The 24591-nt window shown below is 39.9% G+C and carries 13 protein-coding genes and 1 pseudogene; all 14 read left to right on the forward strand.

The features are described 5' to 3' along the window. Positions 1-4416 (forward strand): Ig-like domain-containing protein (locus AC1DNH_RS15670; protein ID WP_477609951.1); only part of this gene is annotated, 4416 nt, incomplete at its 5' end. Between the two features lie 37 nt (positions 4417-4453). Continuing rightward, positions 4454-6046 (forward strand): discoidin domain-containing protein, encoded by a 1593-nt coding sequence (locus tag AC1DNH_RS15675; RefSeq protein WP_477625499.1) that lies wholly within the window; start codon positions 4454-4456, stop codon positions 6044-6046. Between the two features lie 552 nt (positions 6047-6598). Then, positions 6599-7822 carry a glycoside hydrolase family 88 protein gene (locus AC1DNH_RS15680; protein WP_477582858.1) on the forward strand — a complete coding sequence of 408 codons (1224 nt, stop codon included), beginning with the start codon at positions 6599-6601 and terminating at the stop codon, positions 7820-7822. A gap of 35 nt (positions 7823-7857) precedes the next feature. Beyond that, positions 7858-9129, forward strand: a complete 1272-nt coding sequence (locus AC1DNH_RS15685; RefSeq protein ID WP_477582860.1) for a DUF2264 domain-containing protein — start codon at positions 7858-7860, stop codon at positions 9127-9129. Positions 9130-9230: 101 nt separating this feature from the next. Continuing rightward, entirely contained in the window at positions 9231-9755 is a 525-nt protein-coding gene (locus AC1DNH_RS15690) for a family 43 glycosylhydrolase (RefSeq protein WP_477582862.1), read from the forward strand. After that, a complete protein-coding gene (locus AC1DNH_RS15695) occupies positions 9698-10216 on the forward strand; it encodes a family 43 glycosylhydrolase (RefSeq protein ID WP_477582864.1) in 519 nt (172 codons plus the stop codon). Before AC1DNH_RS15690 ends, AC1DNH_RS15695 begins: the two co-directional genes overlap by 58 nt. A 68-nt stretch (positions 10217-10284) precedes the next feature. After that, positions 10285-10875: pseudogene (locus tag AC1DNH_RS15700) on the forward strand (beta-xylosidase family glycoside hydrolase); the annotation flags it as partial. 206 nt (positions 10876-11081) lie between these two features. After that, a complete protein-coding gene (locus AC1DNH_RS15705) occupies positions 11082-14222 on the forward strand; it encodes a SusC/RagA family TonB-linked outer membrane protein (RefSeq protein ID WP_477625500.1) in 3141 nt (1046 codons plus the stop codon). A gap of 105 nt (positions 14223-14327) precedes the next feature. Beyond that, a complete protein-coding gene (locus AC1DNH_RS15710) occupies positions 14328-15971 on the forward strand; it encodes a RagB/SusD family nutrient uptake outer membrane protein (RefSeq protein ID WP_477579447.1) in 1644 nt (547 codons plus the stop codon). Between the two features lie 151 nt (positions 15972-16122). Beyond that, positions 16123-17673, forward strand: a complete 1551-nt coding sequence (locus AC1DNH_RS15715) for a DUF4955 domain-containing protein (protein WP_477625501.1) — start codon at positions 16123-16125, stop codon at positions 17671-17673. Positions 17674-17703: 30 nt separating this feature from the next. Beyond that, positions 17704-18531, forward strand: coding sequence for a glycoside hydrolase family 16 protein (locus tag AC1DNH_RS15720; RefSeq protein ID WP_477579444.1), 828 nt, complete (start codon positions 17704-17706; stop codon positions 18529-18531). 197 nt (positions 18532-18728) lie between these two features. Then, positions 18729-20891, forward strand: a complete 2163-nt coding sequence (cslA, locus tag AC1DNH_RS15725; protein WP_477579442.1) for a chondroitinase-AC — start codon at positions 18729-18731, stop codon at positions 20889-20891. A gap of 4 nt (positions 20892-20895) precedes the next feature. Continuing rightward, complete coding sequence (locus tag AC1DNH_RS15730; RefSeq protein ID WP_477625502.1) at positions 20896-23361, forward strand: polysaccharide lyase family 8 super-sandwich domain-containing protein; 2466 nt, start codon at positions 20896-20898, stop codon at positions 23359-23361. Positions 23362-23477: 116 nt separating this feature from the next. Then, a complete protein-coding gene (locus tag AC1DNH_RS15735; protein ID WP_477579440.1) occupies positions 23478-24539 on the forward strand; it encodes a glycoside hydrolase family protein in 1062 nt (353 codons plus the stop codon). The last annotated feature ends 52 nt before the right edge of the window (positions 24540-24591 follow it).

Here is a 24591-nt window from a genome sequence, read left to right on the forward strand (position 1 = left end):
CCTTCGGTTTTTGTAAGCAAGCTGAGCAATATTAGCTGGGCCCAGACCAATGCGGTAAAAACGATCGACATGACAGCCAGCCCGATTGTAAAACCCTATATCGTCCGCTTTGTAATCAGGGCGGCAGGAGGCAATTTTTCAAGTTGTGCCGAAATCAATTTTAGCTCTGCAGAAACGGGAACGCTGGTTTCTACAGACTGTGAGCACCCAACTGCAGACCTGGATTTATTTGCAGACGCAAAGATACAGCCGACTGCTGTAAACGGGACGGTTGCGAATGAGCAGCAGCGCCTTATCGGCTACTCTATAGATGGCAGTTTAAGTTCGTTTTATTTTTCTGCTTATACCGAAGGCGTCAGCCAGGTCAAACCGGTATTGATGAATTTTGACTTTGGGGGAAATAACAGCATGGATTACATAAAATATTTTCCCAGAACAGATGGCGGAGTAAACGGTAACATTGGAAAAGGGGAGATCTGGTACACCAGTGCAACGCAGGCTACTTTGACCAAGCTGATGGATTTTGATGCCGGCCTTGTTAATACCCCTTCTACATTTACATTTCCGGCCAACCTGCAAAACGTCACGAAAATTGTATTTAAAATATTTTCTGGTGTAAACAATGTAGTTAACTGCGCTGAAATGGAGTTTCACCGCGCTGCCAGACCGGTGTCCAGTAATGTTTTTGCGGATGATCTGTATACTACGTTAAAACCCGAAATCACACAGACCGATATCGATGCCATTGCTTCTCCGTTTTTTAAATCCATGGCGCAGTGTATTTTCAACAATACCTACAACAGGAAATACCGCGTACAGACCTATGATTTTTATCCAAATACCGGTACAGTTGAGGGCATATTAAAGACAAATGGTTTGAACAAGGTTGAAAACCCGACAGGGATTGCCTTTAAGGCCAATACCAAAGCGGTTGTTTTTGTTGGCGATACCTATGGTGTAAACCCAAAATTGCTCATTAAGGACTTTGCGCTTAATAACAGTGCCACTACCGATAGTTATCCTTTGCAGAAGGGGGTAAACATTATCAATGTGGCACATAATGGCTTGGCCTACATCAGCTATTTTAGCGATAATGCCAATCTGCAGCCTGTGCGGGTTAACATAGCCACTGGCCAGGTTAACGGATATTTCAATCCTTTAACCGACACCAATGATGAATGGACAAAAATGTTGCTGAACGGTGTTTATCCAACTTTGGACATCAAAGGAACCTATACAAATTTAAACTTACATAAATATATACTCCTAAACGGTTCACCGAACGGCGGAAAAGAGCTGGTTGCTGCCTACGACACTATTGTGCATAAAGAATATATTTTAAACGGCCTGACCAAATATAACAGAGTACCTAAAAACCACATGTTCCTGAGGTCTGTATCTGAGGATGGAAATCCCAATGCAAGCAGTGATGGCGTGAACTATCTTATAGGCGCGGGAGGTAGTGGATCCAATCTGTACAGTGCTGCAGGTGTTCTTTACGATCCATGGGGAGTAGCCCATGAATATGGCCACAATAACCAGGTGAGGCCCGGAGCCAAATGGATCGGCATGACCGAGGTAACCAATAACATCAATTCGGCCTGGATCATGTATATCTATGGCAGCAGGTATCCGAATTCTTCAAAGATGGAAAAACAGGCCGAGAAAACTAAGGTAGGAGGTCCAAGTGTAATCGGTGGTAGATTCAGTCTGTTATTAGATTATAGTTTAATACAGAAAAAACACATCCAGACACCTGGGAATGCAATAGATGCCTATATTCCGCTAGTGCCTTTCTGGCAATTGGAACTGTATTATCAGGCTGCCGGGGCGTGTAAAGACCTGCCTACCATGCAGCAGCGATTATCTGGTACAGCAGCTCCGGCTGGGCTACCAGATGTGGCTTTCTGGTATGGTGATGTGCTGGAGAAAATGCGTACAACCAGTCAGGTTGGTGTAAATGACGGACAATTGATCATTAATTTTGTAACCGCTGCCAGCGATGCCGTTCATGAAGACCTGACTGATTTTTTCATAAAAGGAGGTTATCTGCTGCCAATTGATGCGGATATTAGCGATTATGGCACAATACGCCGTTTAACAATTACCCAGGCGCAGATAGATGCTTTAAGTACTGCAATGAAAGCCAAATATCCAAAACCGGTATCCCCGGTATTGAATTACATTTCGGCAAATACTGTAGATACCTATAAAAACCGTATCCCATTGGCGGCAACCGCAGTTGCAACGGTCGGTGTAACCGTTAATGCAGGTACGTTAACGATCGACAATACGAAATGGACTGGTGCAGTAGCTTTTGAGACCTATAACCAAAAGGCACTTACCGATGTGGCTATTTATGCCGCAGGCGATGGCACAACTGCAAACGCAACCACAACGGTTCAATATGGTGCCGGTTCTACAAGTGTTTATGCTATCGGATATGATGGTTCAAGAAAACTGGTTTATCCGGCTGTAGACGTTGCCAACTCGTTGCCAACGGTATCGATTACTTCGCCTGTTAGCAATGCAGTAGTTACAGTTGGTAGCGATGTTGCTATTAATGCCAATGCTGCCGATACCGATGGAACGGTTGCTAAGGTAGAATTTTATCAGGGCAGCACACTTTTAGGTCAGTCAACCACTGCACCTTATAGCTTCACCTGGACTACTCCAGCTGTAGGAAATTACAACCTAACCGCTAAAGCAACCGATAATAACGGAGGAATAAAGGTATCAGACACGGTGAAGGTAATCATCAATACCTTGCCAACCGTGGCCATCAGTTCACCGGCAAACAATACGGTGTTAACGGCTGGTACCAATGTTGTTATTGATGCCAATGCTGCTGATACCGATGGAACGGTTGCTAAGGTAGAATTTTATCAGGGCAGCACACTTTTAGGTCAGTCAACCACAGCGCCTTACAGCTTTAACTGGAATAATCCTACAGCAGGAAATTACAGCCTTATCGCTAAAGCAACGGATAATAACGGAGGAACAACAATGTCAGACACCGTTAAGGTTACTATCAATACCTTGCCAACGGTAGCCATCAGTTCACCAGCAAACAATACTGTATTTACAGCAGGTGCAAATGTTACTATTAATGCCAGCGCTACGGATGCGGACGGAACAATTAGYAAAGTAGAGTTTTATCAGGGCAGCACTTTATTAGGTCAGTCTACCACAGCGCCTTACAGCTTTAACTGGAATAATCCTACAGCAGGAAATTACAGCCTTATCGCTAAAGCAACGGATAATAACGGAGGAACAATAATGTCAGACACCGTTAAGGTTACTATCAATACCTTGCCAACGGTAGCCATCAGTTCACCGGCAAACAATAATGTATACACAGCAGGTACGAATGTTACTATTAATGCTAGCGCTACGGATGCGGATGGTACGGTTGCTAAAGTAGAGTTTTATCAGGGCAGCACTTTATTAGGCCAGTCAACCACTGCACCTTATAGCTTCACCTGGAATAACCCTGCTGCAGGAACTTATGCGCTTACCGCAAAAGCGACCGACAACAGTGGAGGGATAACTGTATCGGGTGCGGTTAATATTACCATAAATACTCCACAAGCTTTAGTTGTTAATCCGGTAGCGGACGCATTTGTACGAGATGGTTCATTGGCAAATACAAAATATGGGGCGGCAACAACTTTGGAAGTGAAAAAAGATGGATCATCATTTTTTAGGCAGTCGTATTTGCGATTTGATTATACTTCGTTTACACAATCCAGCGTCGAAAGTGCGAAATTGCGGGTTTATGTTTCCAGTGTTGGCGCAGATCCAACCAGGGTAGTATCTGTATATGGACTTTCCAATACAACCTGGACTGAAAGTACAATTACTTGGAATAACCAACCAGCTGAGGCCGGCACATTGATCGGGAATTATACCGTCAGTAATTTAAATGGTCGATGGTACGACCTAGACGTAACTGCCTACATCAACAGCCAATTGGCAGCGAACAACAAAATCATTTCTTTCAGGTTAATCAATCAGGGAACCACAAGCTCGGCCAACAATGTAAGCTTTAATTCGCGAGAAGCTGCAAGCAACAGACCGGAACTCTTATTGAATCAGGAGCCAAACAACAACATACAAAACACGGAAGAAGTATTCTCAAACGAGGATATAAATACCGTCATTTTGCCTTCCGAAACATTAAAAGTTAAGGCCTGGCCAAATCCGAGTACCAGTGCATTTAAAGTGCATGTAGAAAGCCCTAGTAAAGAAATAGTATATTATAGAATATTTAATATAGCCCAACAATTGGTTAAAGAAGCTAAAACAGATGCTCATGACCAGCTAAATTTTGGAGATGAACTTGTTCCAGGGATGTATTTGATAGAAATAAAACAGGGCACACAAAGAAAGGTTGTAAAAGTAATTAAGTTATAATAGATGACAGTAGCATTCAACCTAAACCATAAATAAAATGAAAAAAAAACAATTATTGATTGCCCTTGCGGCAACTGCAGTCCTCTTTACGTCCTCATGTAAAAGAACAGAGATACCTGTTGCAGAAACGGGAAACACCTACAAGTCTAAACCACAGATGACCGTAGCGAATCCAGTGTTATCACACACCCGCAATCTTACTGTTGCCTATCTGATTCCGACGGATCTTGACACTGTTGCAAATTTTAGATCAAGAATTGATGGGGTGCTAACATGGATCCAGAATTACTATGCTCAGGAATTGGATAGAAATGGATATGGGCCAAAAACCTTTGGCCTTGTTAAAGATTCGGTTACTCAATTGGTCCAAATCAGTGTAATCAGAAGTGCACAATCTAAAATAAATTTCAATGCTGGTACTGGAGTTACAGAAGTGAATAATTTCTATGCAACCAATCCGGGCCTAAAACAAAGCCAGCATGTGCTTATACTGTTACCACCTTTCTCAACAAATGCAAATGGAGAGCCTGCTGGAGGAAATCCATTTTATGGGGTTGGAAAATACTGCTATGCCTTGGATTATGCAGGTCTGAACATTGCCAATATTGGAACTGACCCGTTTACAATGTGGATCGGTGGAACGGCACATGAACTGGCGCATGCACTCAATTCTTCCCATAACAGGGAATCGGTATCTCAAAAAAGCAGCTTGGGTACATCATTGATGGGGTATGGCAACTATACCTTAGGTAAAACACCAACCTATATTTCTGCAGTAGACGCCGCCATTTTTAATAACAACGAAGTATTCAACGATAATAATTCCACTTATTATGGTAGCGTAAGTACCACAATACCCAAAATTTATGCCAGCTACTCTGCAGCGCAAGGTGCGATTCTCTGCTCTGGAAAATTTACTTCTACAGGTACGGTAGACAAGATCCTGTATTATAACGATCCCAATGTAAACAACGAGGGTACTGGAGTTAACAAGGACTATAATGCGATTACCTGGGCCAGTTCAAAGATCGGCACAGACAGTTTCAGTGTTGTAATGCCCATATCGGATTTTTGGGTAAAGACTGATGGGATACCTTATGAGCTAAAGGTAAAATTTGTGCATACCAATGGTACCATTACCGAACATATCTATTATTATACTTTCCAGGGTGGTATACCTGTAGTGAACTTCGGTTATCGCCCCGAACTTAGCAAAACAGGATGGACGATTGATGGATTCAGTACCCAGGAAACCAGTGGTACAAATGGCTACGCTGCAAATATACTTGACAATAATTCGTCGACGGTTTGGCACAGCAGATGGACATCCTCACCTACAGGAACTTTCCCCCACTATATCAGCATAAATCTGGGTAGCAATAAAACCGCAACAGGTGTAGCTATACAACACCCCTCGGGATCGAGCAGAGCGATTAAAAATTTCGAAATATTAACCAGTACCGATGGTGTGAACTTCACCTCGAGGGGAAGTTTTACAACCATTAAAACAAATAGTAAACAATATTTTGCTTTTGGATCGTCATTGACTTTTAAATATCTTAAAATTGTGGCCAATACCTCTTGGGATGGAACTCAATATGCAGCTATAGCTGAACTTGGATTATATTAACAGGCTGAAATACAATTGTTATTGATGTATGAAAAGAGAGTGCCCAAAAAGCACTCTCTTTTTTATGCGGTTATTTTTTAATGTTAGGGAAGCATTCTTTTTAAAAGGTCTGCTCATTTTAAGAACAAGCCTGTAAAACAGTTACATTCATTTTAACTTTTTTATGTAACGCATTTTGTTACAATTAATGGTCGCCTTTTAGGCTTCTACACTAAAAAACGCCTAAAAGTGTTAAAAAAACCTTAAAATTTAAGGTTTTTGCACATGTTCATTTAGGGTTCAGGTAGATAATGACCAGATGGTCAAACAGTCTTACAAGCTAACACACGAGAGAACCGATTGCCAATTTTTTAATCAGCGCATTTAAACTGCGATATAGCTCACAAAAGATATTGGTTGTCTTGGGGTTTCTACATTCATAAGTAAAGACTGCAAGCGCGATTTATTGCTATGCTGATACATAACTACTATAAAGAGAAAATTGGATAACATATAATGGCAATAGTAAGTTTTAAAAACGTTTCTACCACGAATAATGAAAAGAATAACTCAATGAAATCTAAATTAATTACAGGTAAGATTTTAATTTTAAGTGCCTTTTTTATGACAGGCACAAGCAGCTTTCTGGCGAAAGCACAACCCGGCCGAAATACCAGAGATGGAATGAAGCAGTTGATAGATGAGCAATTTAGTTTTGCCGCAAAGCAATATAAGGTACTGGCCAAAACTGTTCCGACAAATGTAATGCCGAGGTATTATGACCCAAAGAAAAACAAATTGGTAACCAGTAGCACCAAGTGGTGGTGCAGTGGGTTTTTTTCCGGAACCCTATTATATATTTATGAATATACAAAAGACACAGGTATACTAAGTGAGGCTAAAAACAGGTTAGCGATATTAGAAAAAGAAAAACATTTTACGGGCAATCATGACTTAGGGTTTATGATGTTCTGTAGCTTCGGCAATGCCTATCGCATATTGAAAAACCCAGCATATAAAAATACACTCGACACATCTGCTGCATCATTGGCTACGCGTTACAGACCATCAATTAAAGCAATTCAGTCATGGGATTCGGATGAAAGCTTAGCATGTCCGGTCATTATCGATAATATGATGAACCTAGAACTGCTTTCCTGGGTAAGCGATCACGGAGGTGATCCAAGGTATAAGGAAATTGCCGTTACACATGCCAATACCACCCTTACGAATCACTTCAGGCCTGATTACAGCTCCTATCATGTAATAGATTATGATTTGAAGACTGGCAAGGTGCTAAAGAAGGTAACCGCACAGGGTGCGTCAGATTCTTCAGCATGGAGCCGCGGACAGGGATGGGGCCTGTACGGTTATACCATGATGTACCGCTTTACCAAAGATAAGCATTACCTCAACCAGGCTAAAAACATTGCCAAATTTATACTAAGCCATCCGAATATGCCTGAGGATATGATTCCATACTGGGATTTTAATGCACCTGGTATACCAAATGTTCCGCGTGATGCCTCATCTGGGGCCTTGATGGCATCAGCCCTGCTTGAACTTGCACAGTATTCGGGCAAGGCTGAGCAGAAAACCTATGTTGCTGCAGCAGAAAAAATGCTCCGTTCACTTTCCTCGGATACTTATCGGGCCAGATTGGGCGAAAATGGCGGCTTTTTATTGATGCACAGCACGGGCTCATTTCCTGTAAAATCGGAGGTCGACGTGCCTTTGACATATGCCGATTATTACTTTTTAGAAGCTTTGGCTAGGTATAAAAAGTGGTATCTATAATAAATTACAATTCATTAAAAACAATATTTAAAATTATGGGCAACAGAAGACAGGCATTAAAGAATCTTTTTTTTGGTGGAGCTTTAACCATCGGTATTCCAGGGCGTGTATTGGCCAGTGGTTCAGCACAAGAACATGAAAGAAATAATTTGCCGGTATCGGGTGATAAGGACAGGGCCTACTGGATTAAATTAATGTATAAAATGGTTTATCCAGTACTTTCTAACCTGGCAGATGGCACACTAAAAAAGAATATGCCGCTAGAAAAGTCGTCTGATTATACCAAGCCTGTTTCTACAATCTACGTAGAAATTGTAGGCCGCACCTATGCAGGAATTGCAGCCTGGCTAGCCTTGCCCGATGATGCTACCGATGAGGGCGAATTAAGAAAAAAATTAAGGGGACTGGCACTTACAGGACTTAAGAATGCCGTAGATCCTTCAAGTCCGGATTGCTTACAGTTTAGGGTAGACTATCAGCCCATTGTTGATTCTGCTTACCTTGCCCAAGCCTTTATCCGTGCGCCAAAAGCTTTATGGGAACCGCTTGATGATCTGACCAGGCAGCGAATAATAGCAGAGTTTAAGGCCCTCAGGGTACGTAAACCATTTAATACGAACTGGCAGCTTTTTGGGGCAATTACCGAAACCTTTTTAATGTCCATCGGGGAGCAGTATGATGAAGAGCGGATATTTGGTGCGGTAAAGAAAATACAGGGCTGGTACGTTGGTGATGGCTGGTATAGCGATGGACCAATGTTTTCGTTTGATTATTATAATTCTTATGTAATCCACTCGATGCTGGTTGATACATTGAAAATTTTGTCGGAGCATAAATTAGCTACAGTTGCATCTTATGATCTGGCCGTGAAAAGAATGCAGCGTTATGCCGGACAACTGGAAAGAATGATTTCTCCTGAAGGAACATTTCCGCCAATTGGCAGATCTATAACTTACCGTACAGGAGCACTCCAGGGACTGGCACAGGTGGCCTTAATGGAAAAACTGCCTGAAGGGATAACACCTGGGCAGGTGCGTTGCGCTATAACCAGTGTGGCAAAAAATATGTTCAGCTTCAAAGATATTTTTGATAAAAACGGATGGTTGCAGTTGGGCTTTTGCGGCCATCAACCAGAAATTGCCGATTATTATACCACAACGGGAAGCTTATATATGGCTGCACTTGGGTTTTTGCCATTAGGCCTGTCTGCGGATAACCCTTTTTGGACAGCGCCCGCTGCCGATTGGACAGCGAAAAAAGCCTGGGCGGGTAAATCAATTAAGAATGACCATCATGTAGAATATTAAATCTGTAATGATCAAAATTAGGCCTTTTTCACTTTGCAAAAGACTGGCCAACATGGGAGAAGGCCGATTAACCATAACAAAATTAAACAAGGTACAAACTTATGAAACAAATTGTAGCAATCTTCTTTTTGTTTATTGCATTTAACGCTGGGGCGCAGTTACAAAAGGGCGAATCCAAGCTTGACAATAATACAAACAAAGGGCGTAAACAGACGGCCATGGCAGGGGAGACGTGGTCACCCGATAACGGGGATGGTACATTTAAGAATCCATTGCTGTGGGGCGATTGGGCAGATCCCGATGTAATCAGGGTAGAGGATGAGTTTTATTTTGTATCAACCAGTATGCATTATGTGCCTGGATGCCCTGTACTGAAATCGAAAGATCTGATAAACTGGGAAATGGCCGGTTATGCGGTTGATAAATATGATGAAGATCCACGATATAACCTTCAAGGGGGAAGTATGTACAGTAATGGCTCCTGGGCGGCAACGATCAGGCATCATAACGGATTGTTTTATGTTGGCTTTTGTACCCCGAGCAGAAATGGCGCAAAAGGCAGTTATCTATGTGTGTTGCAAAAGATATCAAAGGGCCCTGGAAGAGGACGATTTTTCCTGAATTAATGTATGATCCTGGTTTGTTCTTCGATGATGATGGGAAGGTATATGTAGCACATGGGCAGGAAAAACTCTTTATAACGGAATTGAATGCTGATGCCTTATCAGTAAAAACACCACAAAAGGAAATTTATAACAACCGTAATTATCCCTATTTGGAGGGATCGCATATGTACAAGGTTAAGGGGAAGTATTATATTTTAGGCACAACCGGTGGGACAAATGGCCGACAGATCTGTTTACGGTCTGACAGTATTTATGGCCCCTACGAATCAAAAGTTGTCCTCCGTGACGATAATCTTTATCCCGGAAATTTTTTGCACCAGGGCGGAATGATGCAGCTCAAAGATGGCTCCTGGTGGTTTATGATTATGCAGGGCCGCGGGGCAATAGGGCGTGTTCCAAATTTAGAACCGGTTACCTGGGCAGATGGCTGGCCGATGTTAGGTGTAAATGGTAAAGGGTAGCTACCTATAAAAAACCTAATGTTGGTAAAAGTTATCCTGTAAAAGTACCTGCCACATCCGATGAATTTAGTCTGCAGTCACTGGGCTTGCAATGGCAGTGGAACCATAATCCAGACCATTCAAAGTGGTCGCTAAAGGAACGGAAAGGCCATATGCGCTTGCATGCCTCATTTGCAAATGATATAACCATGGCGCGTAATACGCTAACCCAGCGTGTTCAGGGGCCAGCTTCTGAAGGGATTGTAGAAATGGATGTATCGGGATTAAAAGATGGTAATATTGCAGGTTTTGGGATTTATCAAAAGCCCCATGCGTATATAGCAGTAAGGAAAGAAGGCAATACAAAGACACTGATTATGGTGAACAATAACAAAGTGATCGATAGCATCAAAAATTTCTCGGCCAATAAAATCTGGATAAAAGCTAATGCCACGCATATCGGTTATAAAGCTACATTTGCATACAGTCTGGATGGAAAGAAATTCATCTCCTTCGGGAATGAACTTAACATGGCCCTTGGTTATAGCTGGACAGCCAATCGCTTTGCGCTGTTAAACTTCAGTACAAAAAAAGAAGGCGATAACGGATATGCCGATTTTAACTGGTTTCACTTTAAAGGAGAAAACCCTCACGCAGAAGAAACAATTAAGACGGATTAATCCCGCAGACCGATGCCATTAAGAAAATAGGATGGTGTATAGAACCTCTGGAATAGGTTAAAAGTTAAGAAAAATGACCGGATAACCAGTTTTTACCCTCATTTCCATTAATAAGAACCCCTTGGTTTTTGTGAATAATATTCAGATTTGGCTATTGTAATCGAAATGATTATTAATAGAATAACCAAATTTAATTTTTAAAATGTATGAGAAAGATTTACCTCTTTGTAATGTGTATGATCTGTGTCTTTTCTGTTTTTGCCCAACAAACGCGTAAGGTAGAAGGTAAGATTACCAATCAAAGTGATGGCACCCCTTTAGTTGGTGCAAGTGTGCTTGTTAAAGGAAGCAAAATTGCTGCTACAACCAATGGCGACGGAAAGTATTTAATCAATATTCCTTCTCAAGAAAATAGCACCCTGATTTTTAGTTACATCGGATACCTAAACAAAGAAATAACCGTAGGTGATAATAGCGTTATTAATTTAGGTCTTGTTGAAGACAGCAAATCATTGAATGAGATGGTTGTAATTGGCTATGGTACACAAAAAAGGGGAGACCTTACTGGTTCTGTATCTTCAGTGTCAATGAAAGATTTACAAAAAGCGCCTGTTCGTTCATTTGACGAAGCTTTAGCAGGTCGTATTGCCGGTGTACAGGTTACCTCATCAGATGGACAGCCGGGTTCGGGAATAGATATTGTAATTCGAGGAAACAACTCGATTTCCCAGGCCAATTCTCCATTGTATGTAATTGATGGATTTCCTATCGAAGATATGAACAATAATGCGATTAACCCGCAGGATATTGAATCTATAGATGTTTTGAAAGATGCTTCGGCAACCGCTATTTATGGAGCAAGAGGTGCTAACGGCGTAATTGTAATTACCACCAAAAAAGGAAAAACAGGGCCTCCGGTATTTAGCTTCGGCAGTTCATTCGGCATTCAAAAAGACATAAAAAGATATACATTACTGGATCCTTACGAATTTGTGAAACTCCAACTGGAATGGGATCCGACACCAGTTTCTACAACAACATTTCCAACACCAACAGAAACCTATTTAACAGGTCCTGGCAAAACATTGGAGGATTATAAAACGGTAAAAGGCATCGATTGGCAAGATAAGGTACTACGTACTGCACTCATGCAAAATTACAATCTCTCCTTAACGGGAGGAACAAAAAAAACTAAATATGCCTTATCAGGTTCTCTGGTTGATCAGGATGGTGTTTTGCTTGCTTCAAACTACACCAGATATCAGGGCCGTTTAGTTATTGATCACCAATTAACCAAGAAGATAAAAATAGGCCTTAATACTAATTACAGTTATTTACGACAAAGTGGTAGCAGCCCGGCGCAAACTATTTATAGTGCTACTTTGAATACGATGTACTCTGTTTGGGGTTATAAGCCGGTTGACGCAGGTGGAGTAGATCCTGATTTGGATGCTCTTTTTGATGAGGATGTTAACCCTGGCAATGATTACCGGGCAAATCCTATTCTTAATTTAAAGAACACTTATAGCGTAAATATCGGGCGCAGTTTGATATCTAACGCTTATTTGGACTACGAACTTATTCCTGGCCTGAAGTTTCGTGCATCAGGTGGAATTGTTAGCAATGAAGGAGAAAACCGACTTTTTTATAACAGCAATACCAGCTCAGGTCGCGGTACTAATGGACAAAATGGTAGAATAGATTATCCTAAATCGTTCAATTGGGTCAGTGAAAATACCCTAACCTGGAACAAACAATTTAACAAAAAACACAATCTAAATATTTTAGGCGGGTTCACGCTACAGAAAGGAACCGGCAAAACTTCAGGTAGAGGCGCCAATAAAATACCTGAAGGCCTGGATATTACGAACGGTTTAGACCAGGGTATTGCGTATAGAATTGATTCTTTTGAGTCATTATGGACCATGGAGTCTTTCCTATCAAGGGTAAATTATAATTATGATTCCAGATACCTTTTAACAGCTTCGATAAGAGCCGATGGATCATCTAAGTTTCCTTCAGAGAACCATTGGGGCTATTTCCCATCAGCTGCTGTTGCATGGAATTTTAAAAATGAAAAATTTCTCGTAAACAGCAACCTATTATCTGAGGGTAAATTGAGATTCTCTTATGGCCAAACCGGAAATAACAGGGTAGGTGATTTTGATTACCTGACTAAATATTTTAATCCGGTAGGGAGTGCCTACGCATTCAATAACCAGTATATAGATGGCATAGTTGCAACTAATCTGGGAAACGACAAATTAAAATGGGAAACTACTGAGCAAACCGACCTGGGACTTGATTTAGGATTCTTTAAGCAACGTATCAACCTGACTGCTGAAGTTTACAAAAAAACAACCAATGATTTATTGCTAAGGGCCGATCTTCCTACTTCATCGGGTTTTGCAACCGCCTTTAAAAACGTAGGTTCAGTAGAAAATAAAGGATTGGAACTTACCTTAAGCACCGTAAATATAAAAACACCCGATTTTAACTGGAATACGTCCATTAACATCTCATTTAACAGAGGTAAAGTACTGGGCCTGTCAGACAACCAAACGGAGTTAGCAAGCTATATTTCATGGGATAGCCCCTTTAATACGATCCCGGGTTATATTGCAAAAGTAGGCGGTCCACTTGGCGAAATGTACGGTTTAATTTCTGAAGGAACCTATAAACTCTCTGAGTTTGATCAACCAACACCAGGCAAATATGTGTTAAAGCCAGGGATTGTTACCAATGGTAATTCAGCTAGTCTGATACAGCCAGGTGATGTAAAATACAAAGATATTAACGGTGATGGTGTGGTTACTGCTAAAGATTATACGGTAATTGGGCATGGCTTACCCAAACACACCGGAGGATTCACTAATAATTTCAATTACAAGGGATTTGATCTGAATATCTTTTTTCAATGGTCTTATGGAAATGACCTGATGAATGCGAACAGAATTAAGTTTGAAGGAGGAGGTGGCAATTACCTAAATCAATTTGCCAGCTATGCAGATCGATGGACATTTGCTAACCCTGATTCTGATTTGCCACGTGTTAAAGGATTTCAAGGTGCAACAAGTGGTTACACGAGTGCAAATGTAGAAGATGGTTCCTATTTAAGGCTTAAAACAGTGTCTCTGGGATACACCTTCGATGATAAATTAATTCGCAGATTAAAGTTAAAATCTTTGAGGCTTTATGCTTCAGGACAAAACCTGATCACCTGGACCAAATACTCAGGTACAGATCCGGAAGTAAACACTAAAAGATCTGCCTTAACCTCAGGGTTTGATTACTCGGCTTATCCAAGAGCCCGTGTGATAACTGCCGGATTAAACGCATCATTTTAATAATTTAAAAATCAAAAAAAGAAACCAGCATGAGCATATGCTTACAAACGGCAACATATATGCTCATGCTAGCTTCATCACAATTAAAAAACAAACTATATAAAGATGAAAAAGTTACTTTTTTTATTATCGATAATAGCTGTTACGTTAGTATCGTGTGAAAAATTTCTAGATACCGAACCCATTGACAAAATATCTATTAAACAGTATTATACTGATGAAGCTGGATTAACACAAGCATTGGCCGGTGTTTATGATCAACTAGGCGTTATTTATGGAAATGCATTTTACGTGACTTACAACGCATGTACAGATGAGGGATATTACGCCAGAAACAACACCATTGGTCTTGCAACAAATAGTTATGACGCGGCTGACGCGAGCGTAGCTAATTTATGGGCTACGTGTTATCGCGGCATTGATCGTGCCAATACTTTAATTGCAAATATTCAGTTACCTCAAATGGACGAGGCAAAGCGTCAGATTATATTAGGCGAGGCATTATTTTTAAGAGGGTATTTCCATTTTATTTTAGTGCAAAATTATGGTAATGTTCCTATTAAAGTAGATCCTACCACTAACCCAGCTGATGTATTTGTATCTCCTTCGCCTGCCAAAGCGGTGTATGAACAAGTTTTGAAAGATATGAAAGACGCCGAAACAAAAGTAGGCACTTCTACCGCTATTGGGTTCTCTGGCCGTATATCCAAAACTGCTGTAGAAGGGATTTTGGTGAGGGTTTGCTTGCAAATGGCCGGCTATCCACTAAATGACAACAGTAAATATGCAGAAGCCTTAAGCTGGGCACAAAAAGTACAATCTTCAGGAGAGCATGCTTTAAAAACCAGTATAAATCCAGATCCAACCTGGACATACAATGCCTATACCGCCGCCACCCCAAGTGTTAAACAAACATTAGCCACTGCCTATAGCCAAATTTTTATCAATGAGGCACAAGATGTATATGATACAAAAGAAAGTATGTGGGAGGCTGAGTTCAACGGAGATCGGTCAGGAGTATACAATGAGCTTGGTGGTTTGGGCAGTCAAAATGGGATCACGATGACTGCAACACCTTTTATGGCGACCATAGGGTACAGTTATGGATTTATCAGGGGAACCGCGAGATTATACAAAGCTTACGGTGTAGGTGATTTACGCCGCGATTGGGCGCTAACCACTTTTACCTATAATGGTACTACAGGAGCCGAAACTGCAATAACCGCCGCAACGGGTTATGGAAGAGATTGTGCCAAATGGCGCCGGATATATGAAAAATCTAAAATTAAAGACAAAAACCAAACCGCTATCAATGCGCCTATATTGCGTTTTGCAGATGTATTGTTAATGTTGGCTGAAGCTGAAAACCAGGTAAATGGACCAACCACAACTGCATACAATGCTGTTAACCAGGTACGAAGAAGAGGTTATGGCTTAGATATTAATACAATAAGTGTGGTGGCAGATTTACCTGCCGGTTTATCAAAGGCACAATTTCAACAGGCGATTGAAGACGAACGTTTTCGTGAATTGTGCTTTGAAGGTACACGTCGTCTGGATTTAATCCGCTGGAATAAATACGTTCAGACACTGAATAGTGTTGGTAACGAGATAACAACTGGCTACGCAGCGCAAAACTGGGGAGGAACCGGAGGAAAAAATACAGTAGATAAACACCTGTTATATCCAATTCCTTTAAAAGAAATGGGAATAAACCCAAACCTAAAACCTCAAAATCCAGGTTGGTAAAAAATCTCAATATAAGCAACAATTACCCTGGACAGACAATCCAGGGTAGTTTTTGAAAAGCCTATTTTACGACATCGGTTCAACAAAACCGTTCTCCAATTTCTCTTGTGGCTATAAAATATAACTAAAAAATATTTTGATCTTTTCTATGATGAAAAAATATACATATTGCCTTTTGATTCTTGTGGCGAGTACGAAGCTGGCTTTTTGCCAAAAAATACAGCCTTCTCAGTTATTTCAGAATTATAAACAAAACAAAAGCCAATCCTTATTGCCTGATTTTTCTTATGCGGGTTATCATTGTGGTGAAAAGAAGATTCCTTCAGACACTAAATACAAAATTTTTAATGTAGTCGATTTTGGTGCTAAACCAGATGACGAACTTTCTGATAAGGATGCGATACAGCGTGCCATTACTGCCGCTAACAATAATGGATCGGGCATTGTGTTTTTTCCAAAAGGGAGATTCCTGGTAAACGAAGATGTTGCTGCCAACAAAGGTATATTTTCAAAAGGAAGTAAGATTATCTTTAAAGGGAGTGGTTCTGGCCCAGGTGGTACCGAACTGTTTATGAAGCAGGCACTGTTACCAGGCGATCCAAAAAAAATGTGGACAGGACCTCCCATGTTTACATTTACGGCCAATGGGGCTGATAGCAAAATAGGAACCATTAAAGAGAGTGCCAGTGTTGGAGATTTCAAATTAAAGCTAACCGAAACAAATAAATTAAAAGCAGGCGATTGGATAGCTTTAAAATTATTGGATAACACACCTGCTTTAATTGATGAAGAATTAAGCCCGGCTAAGGTAAATATAACATGGACTTATCTGGTAAAAAAAGGAGTGGATGTTTGTATGTACTACCAGGTGGTAAGTATAAAAGATGATGAGATCCAATTGCATGCCCCCCTGGCTTATAAAGTTGATGTAAAGTATAAGTGGAAGGTAGAAAAATTTGCTAATGCAGCGGAAGTAGGTATCGAAGACATTGCATTTGTTGGCAACTGGAAAGAAAAATTTATACATCATCGTTCCTGGATGGATGACAGCGGCTTTAACCTTCTTATATTTAGCCGCTGTACCAATTCCTGGATGCAGAATTGCCGGTTCACCGATTGTAATGTTGCTGCCATTGTAGGGCAGAGCGCCAATGTAACCGTAATGAATTGTATGGTTACAGGAAATGCTGGTCACGAAGCCATCACATCGAACCATTCTACAAATGTGCTGTTGGCAAACTTAACAGATGAGGCTTCACAATGGCACTCATTTGGTGTAGCTAATGGCTCGGTTAATACTGTGGTCTGGCATTGTATCTATCCATCAACTACTAGTTTCGAGTCGCATTCAAGCCAGCCGAGAAATACACTTTTAGATAATGTAAAAGGCGGATTAATGCAGAATCATGGCGGAGGCGCAATAGAAAACATGCCCAACCATATGAAAGGGCTGGTTATATGGAACTATACACAAACCAATAAGCCAGTAAAAGATTTCGAATTTTGGCCATCCAATTATCTTTGGTGGAAAATGCCCGTTCCGGTAATTGAAGGGTTCATCGGAAACGGTACAACATTTAAAAAGGATCAGTTGAGTTCCGTAGAAGGCATCGATAAACAAGTATCTCCCTTATCGTTATACGAGGCGCAATTGCAGTTGCGTTTGAATAAACTCCCGGAGTGGTTGTTGCACACTAAATAAGACGAAGTTAAATTGATTAAAAAGGAATAAATGAAACAGATAACTTATTTTATATGGGTTGCGCTAGGGTTCAGTATTTTTAGTTTAGCAACATCATGTAGTAAAAAAGGCAGCGAAGTTGTTGAACAGCCCGTATCAAAAAGTACCGAACCAGAATATCAATTGGCATGGACTGATGACTTTAATGGCACTCAGCTTGATATGGCGAATTGGGAATATATGTATAACAATCAGGTACGACATTCAGCCATCAATGATGCAGCAACTATATCTGTGGCAAATGGCAACCTAATTCTTCAACCGTTTACTGATATCGTAAATGGTGTTACTACCCATCACGCATGCTATCTTGCTACTAAGAAGAAGGATTATCTATACGGACGTTTTGAAGCAAAAATCTCTTTCGTAAATGAGCCCGCATCATGGTCGGCTTTTTGGGTGAATTGTGGTGGAATGGGGAATCCGGTTGGTAATCCAAAAGTGGCGGGTACGGAAATGGATATCGTAGAATCGCTACCAAATGACGGAAGAGTGCAACATGCGATTCACTGGGATGGGTACGGAGCCGATCACAAATCCAAAGCATTTAAAACAGGTGATTTAGGCTGTAATAGCGGTAACTACCATATTTATGTGATGGAATGGACACCAGACTATTATAAATTTTATGTGGATGGAAACTTAACCTGGACTTTTAATGAAGCTATTTCGCAAAGAGGCGAATATATGATTTTTAGTACAGAAATAGCCGATGATTATTGGACTGGAAAAATACCAGCAGGTGGTTATGGAGCTAAAGGCCAGGGCAAAACGATCATGAAAATAGATTATGTAAAATATTACGCGCTCAAAAAGTAATACAACTTACAGCGCAATAACAGAGAAATGAGGTTGTATCATAAATATAGAATTGTCATCCTGAGCCTGTCGAAGGACCTGTTTAAATGCCCTTCAAAGCATTTCGACAAGCTCAATGCGACAAGTTCGAATGGAATCACAACTTATGATACAGCCTCTATAAAATGAAACCACATAGGTTTTTTACATCAAACCAAATGAAAAAAAAATATCATCAACTAAATCTTTTGCCTATTGCATTACTGATGTTTTTCCTTCTAGGGGGACTTAAAACTGCTTTCTCTCAATCAAATACTGCCGAAGTTTGCCAAACAATTACCTCAAGAATAGTTAAAAATTTAACTAATAATAGGCCTGATAATAAGTTAGTTACAGCAAATATAGCTGCCATAAAACCAGATGGAACCTGGCCCGGCGTGGATTATGCCAGTAAATCAATTACCATTTGGCCACCCACAGAACATTTAATAAAACTGCAAACACTTATTAAAGCCTATCTCACAAAAAACAGTGGTTTTTATGCAGATGCAAAGGTCTTTCAAAACATCAACAATGCATTGCAATACTGGTATAATTTAGATCCCAAAAGTGATAATTGGTGGTTTAATGAAATTTATACACCTCAATCCTTAGGCGAATCGCTCATCATGATGGAATATGGCGAGAAGAAATTAGATAAAGAACTGAAACTGAAACTTGTTGAAAGGATGAAAAGGGGTAATCCGGAAAAACAAGCTGGAGCCAACAAAACCGATATTGCACTTCATTATTTTTATAGAGCTGTATTAACAGAAGATGATACTTTGCTAGCTTTTTCCTTAAAGGAATTTTTTAGTCCGGTTGGTTTAGTTTATAAAAAAGAAGGCTTGCAATATGATAATTCTTATATGCAGCATGGATTACAATTATATATAGCGGGCTATGGTGATGTATTTATCAATAGCGTATTTAAATTGACAAACTATGTAAAAGAGACGCCCTATGCCTTAAGTGCCGATAAAGTTGCCCTTCTATCTAATTTTTATAGAAATACTTTTCTTAAAGCCATTCGTGGGGAATATGCTGATTTTAACATTGAGGGGCGTAGAATAAGTAGATTCGACATGTTAAATTTGGAGAAACAGATAGAAAGTGGTCAGATACTAAAAGCAAGTCCCCAAATTTTGATTGCAAAACAGGTTGACCCTAAAAACACTGTTGATTGGGATGGTGCCATTGCACGAATTACTGGTAAACAAGGGCCATCTTACAACGTTAAAAAGGTGCATACCCAATATTTTAATTCCGATTATACTTTACACGTAAGACCTGGGTATTCTTTTAATGTCCGTATGGTAAGTAACCGTACCAAGCGATGCGAATCAGGAAATAATGAGAATTTATTAGGGCGATATCTATCTGATGGAGCAACTAATATCCAGGTTAATGGCCCCGAATATTATAATATTATGCCCATTTGGGAGTGGGATAAAATACCAGGGGTTACCAGTAGGGATTACGCAACCGATAGGCCAATGACAGTATTTTGGGGTGAGCAAGGTAGTAATGACTTTGCTGGTGGTGTTAGCGATGGTGTATATGGTGCAAGTGCCTATGCACTCGATTATGATAGTGTTAAAGCGAAAAAATCCTGGTTCTTTTTTGATAATGAAATTATGTGTTTGGGAACAGACATTAAAAGTAATGAACCAGAAAGTATTACCACGACCATTAATCAGTGTTGGTTAAAGGGAAATGTAGAAAGTTCTTTAAGTAGAAATCCGATAGCAAAAGATAAAACAATCCAACATAATGAAAAATTAAGCGCTTGGTTTTTGCACGACAATGTAGGCTATTATTTTCCACAAGGTGGTAATATCACATTAAGTACAGGTGTACAAAAAGGAAACTGGTATCATATTAACAACTCACAACCCAAAGATGAGCTTTCTGGTAATGTGTTTAAATTGTGGCTAAATCATGGTTCAAAACCACAAAATGCCAGTTATGCTTATATCGTACTGCCTGGGATTAAGGACGCAGCTAGTATGAAAAAATTTCAGGCCAACAATCTAAAAATTATAGCGAATAATCCAGCTATACAAGCCGTTTATCATCAAAAATTAAATATCCTACAAGCCATTTTTTATCAGCCAGGAAGATTGACTTTGCCATCAATGGAAATTAAGACAGATAAAGCCTGTGCCCTGATGATTAAAATGATAAATGGGAAACGGTTAATCTCTATTGCCGATCCGTTACAAAAAGAGAAAATAGCAACCTTGAGTCTCAAAGACTTAAAAACCGGGAAGACAGAACAGGTAACGGCTAATTTTCCGGAGGGCGCATTAGCAGGTTCAAGCGTTCAGTATAAAAACTAAAAAAGTGAAAAAAAGTTTTATTGGCTTAACAGCCTTGTTAATTCTCATTACAGTTAAAGTTTTTTCTCAAAACGCAGAATCAGGAATAGCTTTTGCCAATTACCATCGCTATTATGCGGATGGACAAAAAACAAAAAATCTCGTAAAGGAAAAATCAATCTCGGATTACAGGCAGTATTATTCGACACATGGTTATCATGTAAGTTCATTGAGCGATGAAAAATTGACTGTTTCCGAATGTATTTCTCTTCTTAATGAAGAGGGGCTGTTTTCAGATTTAATAGCTCAGGAGAAAAAAATAGTAAGCGAAAACTTGTCGCGAAAGAATGATTTAGCCATTCAACAAACCGTTGCAGGATTGGTTTATGAAGCTTACAACCGTATTTGGAAAATTGCTGAAGGGTATCGTAAAGGTGAGTTAAGTGAGAAAAACGCACTTACTAATAAGTACATAAAAGCAATCGTTCATTATGGCAATATAGAAATCAGCAGATCGAATAAAGTACATCGCTTTCATGCATCCTGTTTTGCCCTGCCTACAGCTGCGGTTAACATTTATTTTGCTTTCTTAAAACAAATGAATGCGACGGAGAATGGCAAAAACACGCGGCTAAATGCTACTTGTGATATGTTGAAGGCAGTAGCTTTACAAGCCTGGACGCAACCTTTTAGAAATGATGAAACGGATAAAAATGTAGTGCAGATTGATCGATTCAGAAAACATGTGTGGTGGGTAGGCGGCAATGCGTTGGCCTATCGGCCATTATTATTGGTGGCATACATGTACAAATCCATTCCGATGGTTGATCTGATAGCGGAAGTTTCGCAAAATGGAATTAGCATGACCTCCCAAAACACTTTTAATGAGGCTTTCTGGACGGAGGGTTTTACTGTTGACGGAGCAGGTTGGGGACATGGGAAACAAAGTTTGGTATGGGGATACCCTATTGATGGAACAATGGCAGCTTTAAACATGCTTACTTCTCTAAAGGGTACCGCCTGGGAAAAGAAATTGACAAAAGAAAATACAGATGCTTTGCTTAATTTTTTCAGGGGAAGTAATTGGTATTATTATAAAGGATATAATTTACCCTGCCTTGATCGTTATTCCATGCGATATAATGTAGATAGTAGATCTATTCACTATTTGGGTATGTTAAAAACAATTCTCAAAGACTGGAAAGACTCCTTTACCGCTGAGGAAAAAAAAGAGCTCGAACAATTGGATAAGGAATCGGCAGGAAATAATATCAAAATGATCAATTATCCAAATAGTGGTTATAATGGGACAAGATCATTTTTTAATAATGATGATTTGATTAAAAAAAATGAGAAGTACCATATCCTTGTAAACATGGCTTCCGCTCGTTGTGACGGCCTGGAAAGTGCAGGTTTTGCTGATAAATATAATTTTTTCACAGCCGATGGAATGACAATTTTTCAGAAAAAAGGAAATGAATATAATAAAATATTTGGGGGCTGGGATGTGACAGCTGCTCCCGGAGTAACCGCCCGTGAAGGAATGGATAAACTAACTCCGGTTACCAATTGGAGGGGTTATTGCAGTAGGTATAATTTTGCGGGTTCAGCTACCAACGGTGATGAAAATGCCGTGGCCGGGTTTATTTTTGAAAAAATGAATGGCTCCGATAAGGATGATGTGAATGATAAGGGCACAAGTGTTGGGGAAAATCCGACTTTGTATGGAGTGAAAGCATACAAGTCTTATTTTATGTTGGGTGATTATTTCGTGGCTCTTGGGGCAGGAATTACCAATTTAAATCCGAAAATGGACGGATCAATACGCACCACTATCGATCAAACGGCCAAAGAAAATGAGGTAACTATTATCGAAAATGGAGTATCCCGTCCTGCGGTTACCGGGATACAATCATTTATGGTAAATGAAAAACCAATATGGGTGTCGCAAAAGGGTAAATTTGCTTATACCATTCTACCTGAATTTACCAGGAATGCCTCTTTTGTTTGTGAAAGCAAGAAAACCAACTGGGTAAAAATGAATCAAACCAACGAGAAAGTTCAAAACTTACCAGGGAAAGCAGATATTCTTCGCCTTTGGGTAGATCATGGACAAAAAGTAACAAACGGAACGTATGGATATGTAGTTTATGCTGGAGATGGTATTCCATCGCAAAAATTACCATTCAATGTATTAAGAAATGATACCCTGATTCAGGCGGTGAAATTAGCTGGCAATAAACTGCTTGAAGCCGTATTCTACAAAGCCAATACACAATTGAATGAAACAGGGATTTCGTTGACAGCCTCGGCTCCATGCATTGTTTTAATTGAAGACAAAGGCAACGAATATGTGATTTCGGTTACTGATCCAGAAATGAATGCTGTTTTAAAACAAATCAGTTTGAATTTCAACGGCAAAGATATAGTTGTTAGCATGCCTCAAGGCCAATATTGCGGTAAACCTGCCACAATCAGGATTAAAAAATAAACTCATTTATGAAAATATCAGGAACAAACACGATAGCTTCATTGCTATTAAAAAACATATTGTTTTTATGTTTTATTTTAATTACGGCTCAGACAGTATCAGCACAAGAGCAAAAAATGCTACCTAATTTGCTACAGTTAAAAAAGGACTCAAAAAATGAAATCTTTCATCATCTGGGTCAGGCAGTAAAGAAAGGTGGTTTTTACCTTAAAGGATATTGGGTTTGGGATAATACGGTAATAAAAGGAGACGATGGAAAATACCATCTGTTTTCATCTTGCTATTCAGATACGATAGTATTTCATCCTGGCTGGATGGTTTCTGCAGAAATTATTCATGCTGTTGCTGATAAGCCAGAAGGTCCTTTTCGTTTTGTAAATAAAGCGCTTAAAACCAGAGGTGCACAGTATTGGGATGGCCGTTCAGTATTTAATCCACAAATCTTCAAGCATAATGATAAATATTATATGTTTTATGTTGGCTCTACTCATCCATTTGAAGATCCTAAGCGCGGCGAACTTACCTTAGATAGCAAATGGTGTATTATAGGTAGAAGCAACAAACGTGTGGGCCTGGCAGTTTCTAATAGTCTTGATGGGCCTTGGAAAAGAATGGACAAACCAATTCTTGAAACAGAACCCAATACATTCTACAGTTTTTTGACATCCAACCCCACCATGGTTATCAATAAGGACGGATCGGTACTAATGATTTTTAAAGCCCGTTCTTACGAAGGAACTAAATATAGCGACATGTCGCTCGGCGTTGCCTATGCGAAGAATATTTTTGGCCCCTATAAAGTATTGAATAATAAGCAACCGGTTTTTAGTGCCAAACTTACAGGCGAACTCGAAGATCCATTTCTGTGGAAGGATTCAAAAGGATATCATGTAGTTTTTAAAGATCATAAAGCAAAATATACGGGTGAACTTGGCGGAGGCGTATCCGCTACTTCAATCAATGGAACAGATTGGAAAATGGATAGTGACGCGAAAGCTTATTCCAAAACAATTCAATGGGATGATAACACAATTGAAAAAAGAGGTCAATTGGAAAGACCTTTTATTCTTTTTGAGAATAATAAACCTCGTTGCATGTATTTCTCTACGATGGATGGAAAAGGCGGCTTTGAAAATGGTACCTCATCGGGCATTGTGGCAATACCGTTTGTAAAATAAATCTAATCCCATTTTAACTGTTATTATCCTTATTTAAATCAATTAATACCCC

The sequence above is a fragment of the Pedobacter sp. 01N310 genome (genome assembly GCF_056399805.1).

Excerpts from the sequence above, each read along its gene's own strand:
- AC1DNH_RS15675 (WP_477625499.1), top strand. The coding sequence starts at position 4,454 with ATGAAAAAAAAACAATTATTGATTGCCCTTGCGGCAACTGCAGTCCTC.
- AC1DNH_RS15680 (WP_477582858.1), top strand. The coding sequence starts at position 6,599 with ATGAAATCTAAATTAATTACAGGTAAGATTTTAATTTTAAGTGCCTTT.
- AC1DNH_RS15685 (WP_477582860.1), top strand. The coding sequence starts at position 7,858 with ATGGGCAACAGAAGACAGGCATTAAAGAATCTTTTTTTTGGTGGAGCT.
- AC1DNH_RS15690 (WP_477582862.1), top strand. The coding sequence starts at position 9,231 with ATGAAACAAATTGTAGCAATCTTCTTTTTGTTTATTGCATTTAACGCT.
- AC1DNH_RS15695 (WP_477582864.1), top strand. The coding sequence starts at position 9,698 with ATGTGTGTTGCAAAAGATATCAAAGGGCCCTGGAAGAGGACGATTTTT.
- AC1DNH_RS15705 (WP_477625500.1), top strand. The coding sequence starts at position 11,082 with ATGAGAAAGATTTACCTCTTTGTAATGTGTATGATCTGTGTCTTTTCT.
- AC1DNH_RS15710 (WP_477579447.1), top strand. The coding sequence starts at position 14,328 with ATGAAAAAGTTACTTTTTTTATTATCGATAATAGCTGTTACGTTAGTA.
- AC1DNH_RS15715 (WP_477625501.1), top strand. The coding sequence starts at position 16,123 with ATGAAAAAATATACATATTGCCTTTTGATTCTTGTGGCGAGTACGAAG.
- AC1DNH_RS15720 (WP_477579444.1), top strand. The coding sequence starts at position 17,704 with ATGAAACAGATAACTTATTTTATATGGGTTGCGCTAGGGTTCAGTATT.
- cslA (WP_477579442.1), top strand. The coding sequence starts at position 18,729 with ATGAAAAAAAAATATCATCAACTAAATCTTTTGCCTATTGCATTACTG.
- AC1DNH_RS15735 (WP_477579440.1), top strand. The coding sequence starts at position 23,478 with ATGCTACCTAATTTGCTACAGTTAAAAAAGGACTCAAAAAATGAAATC.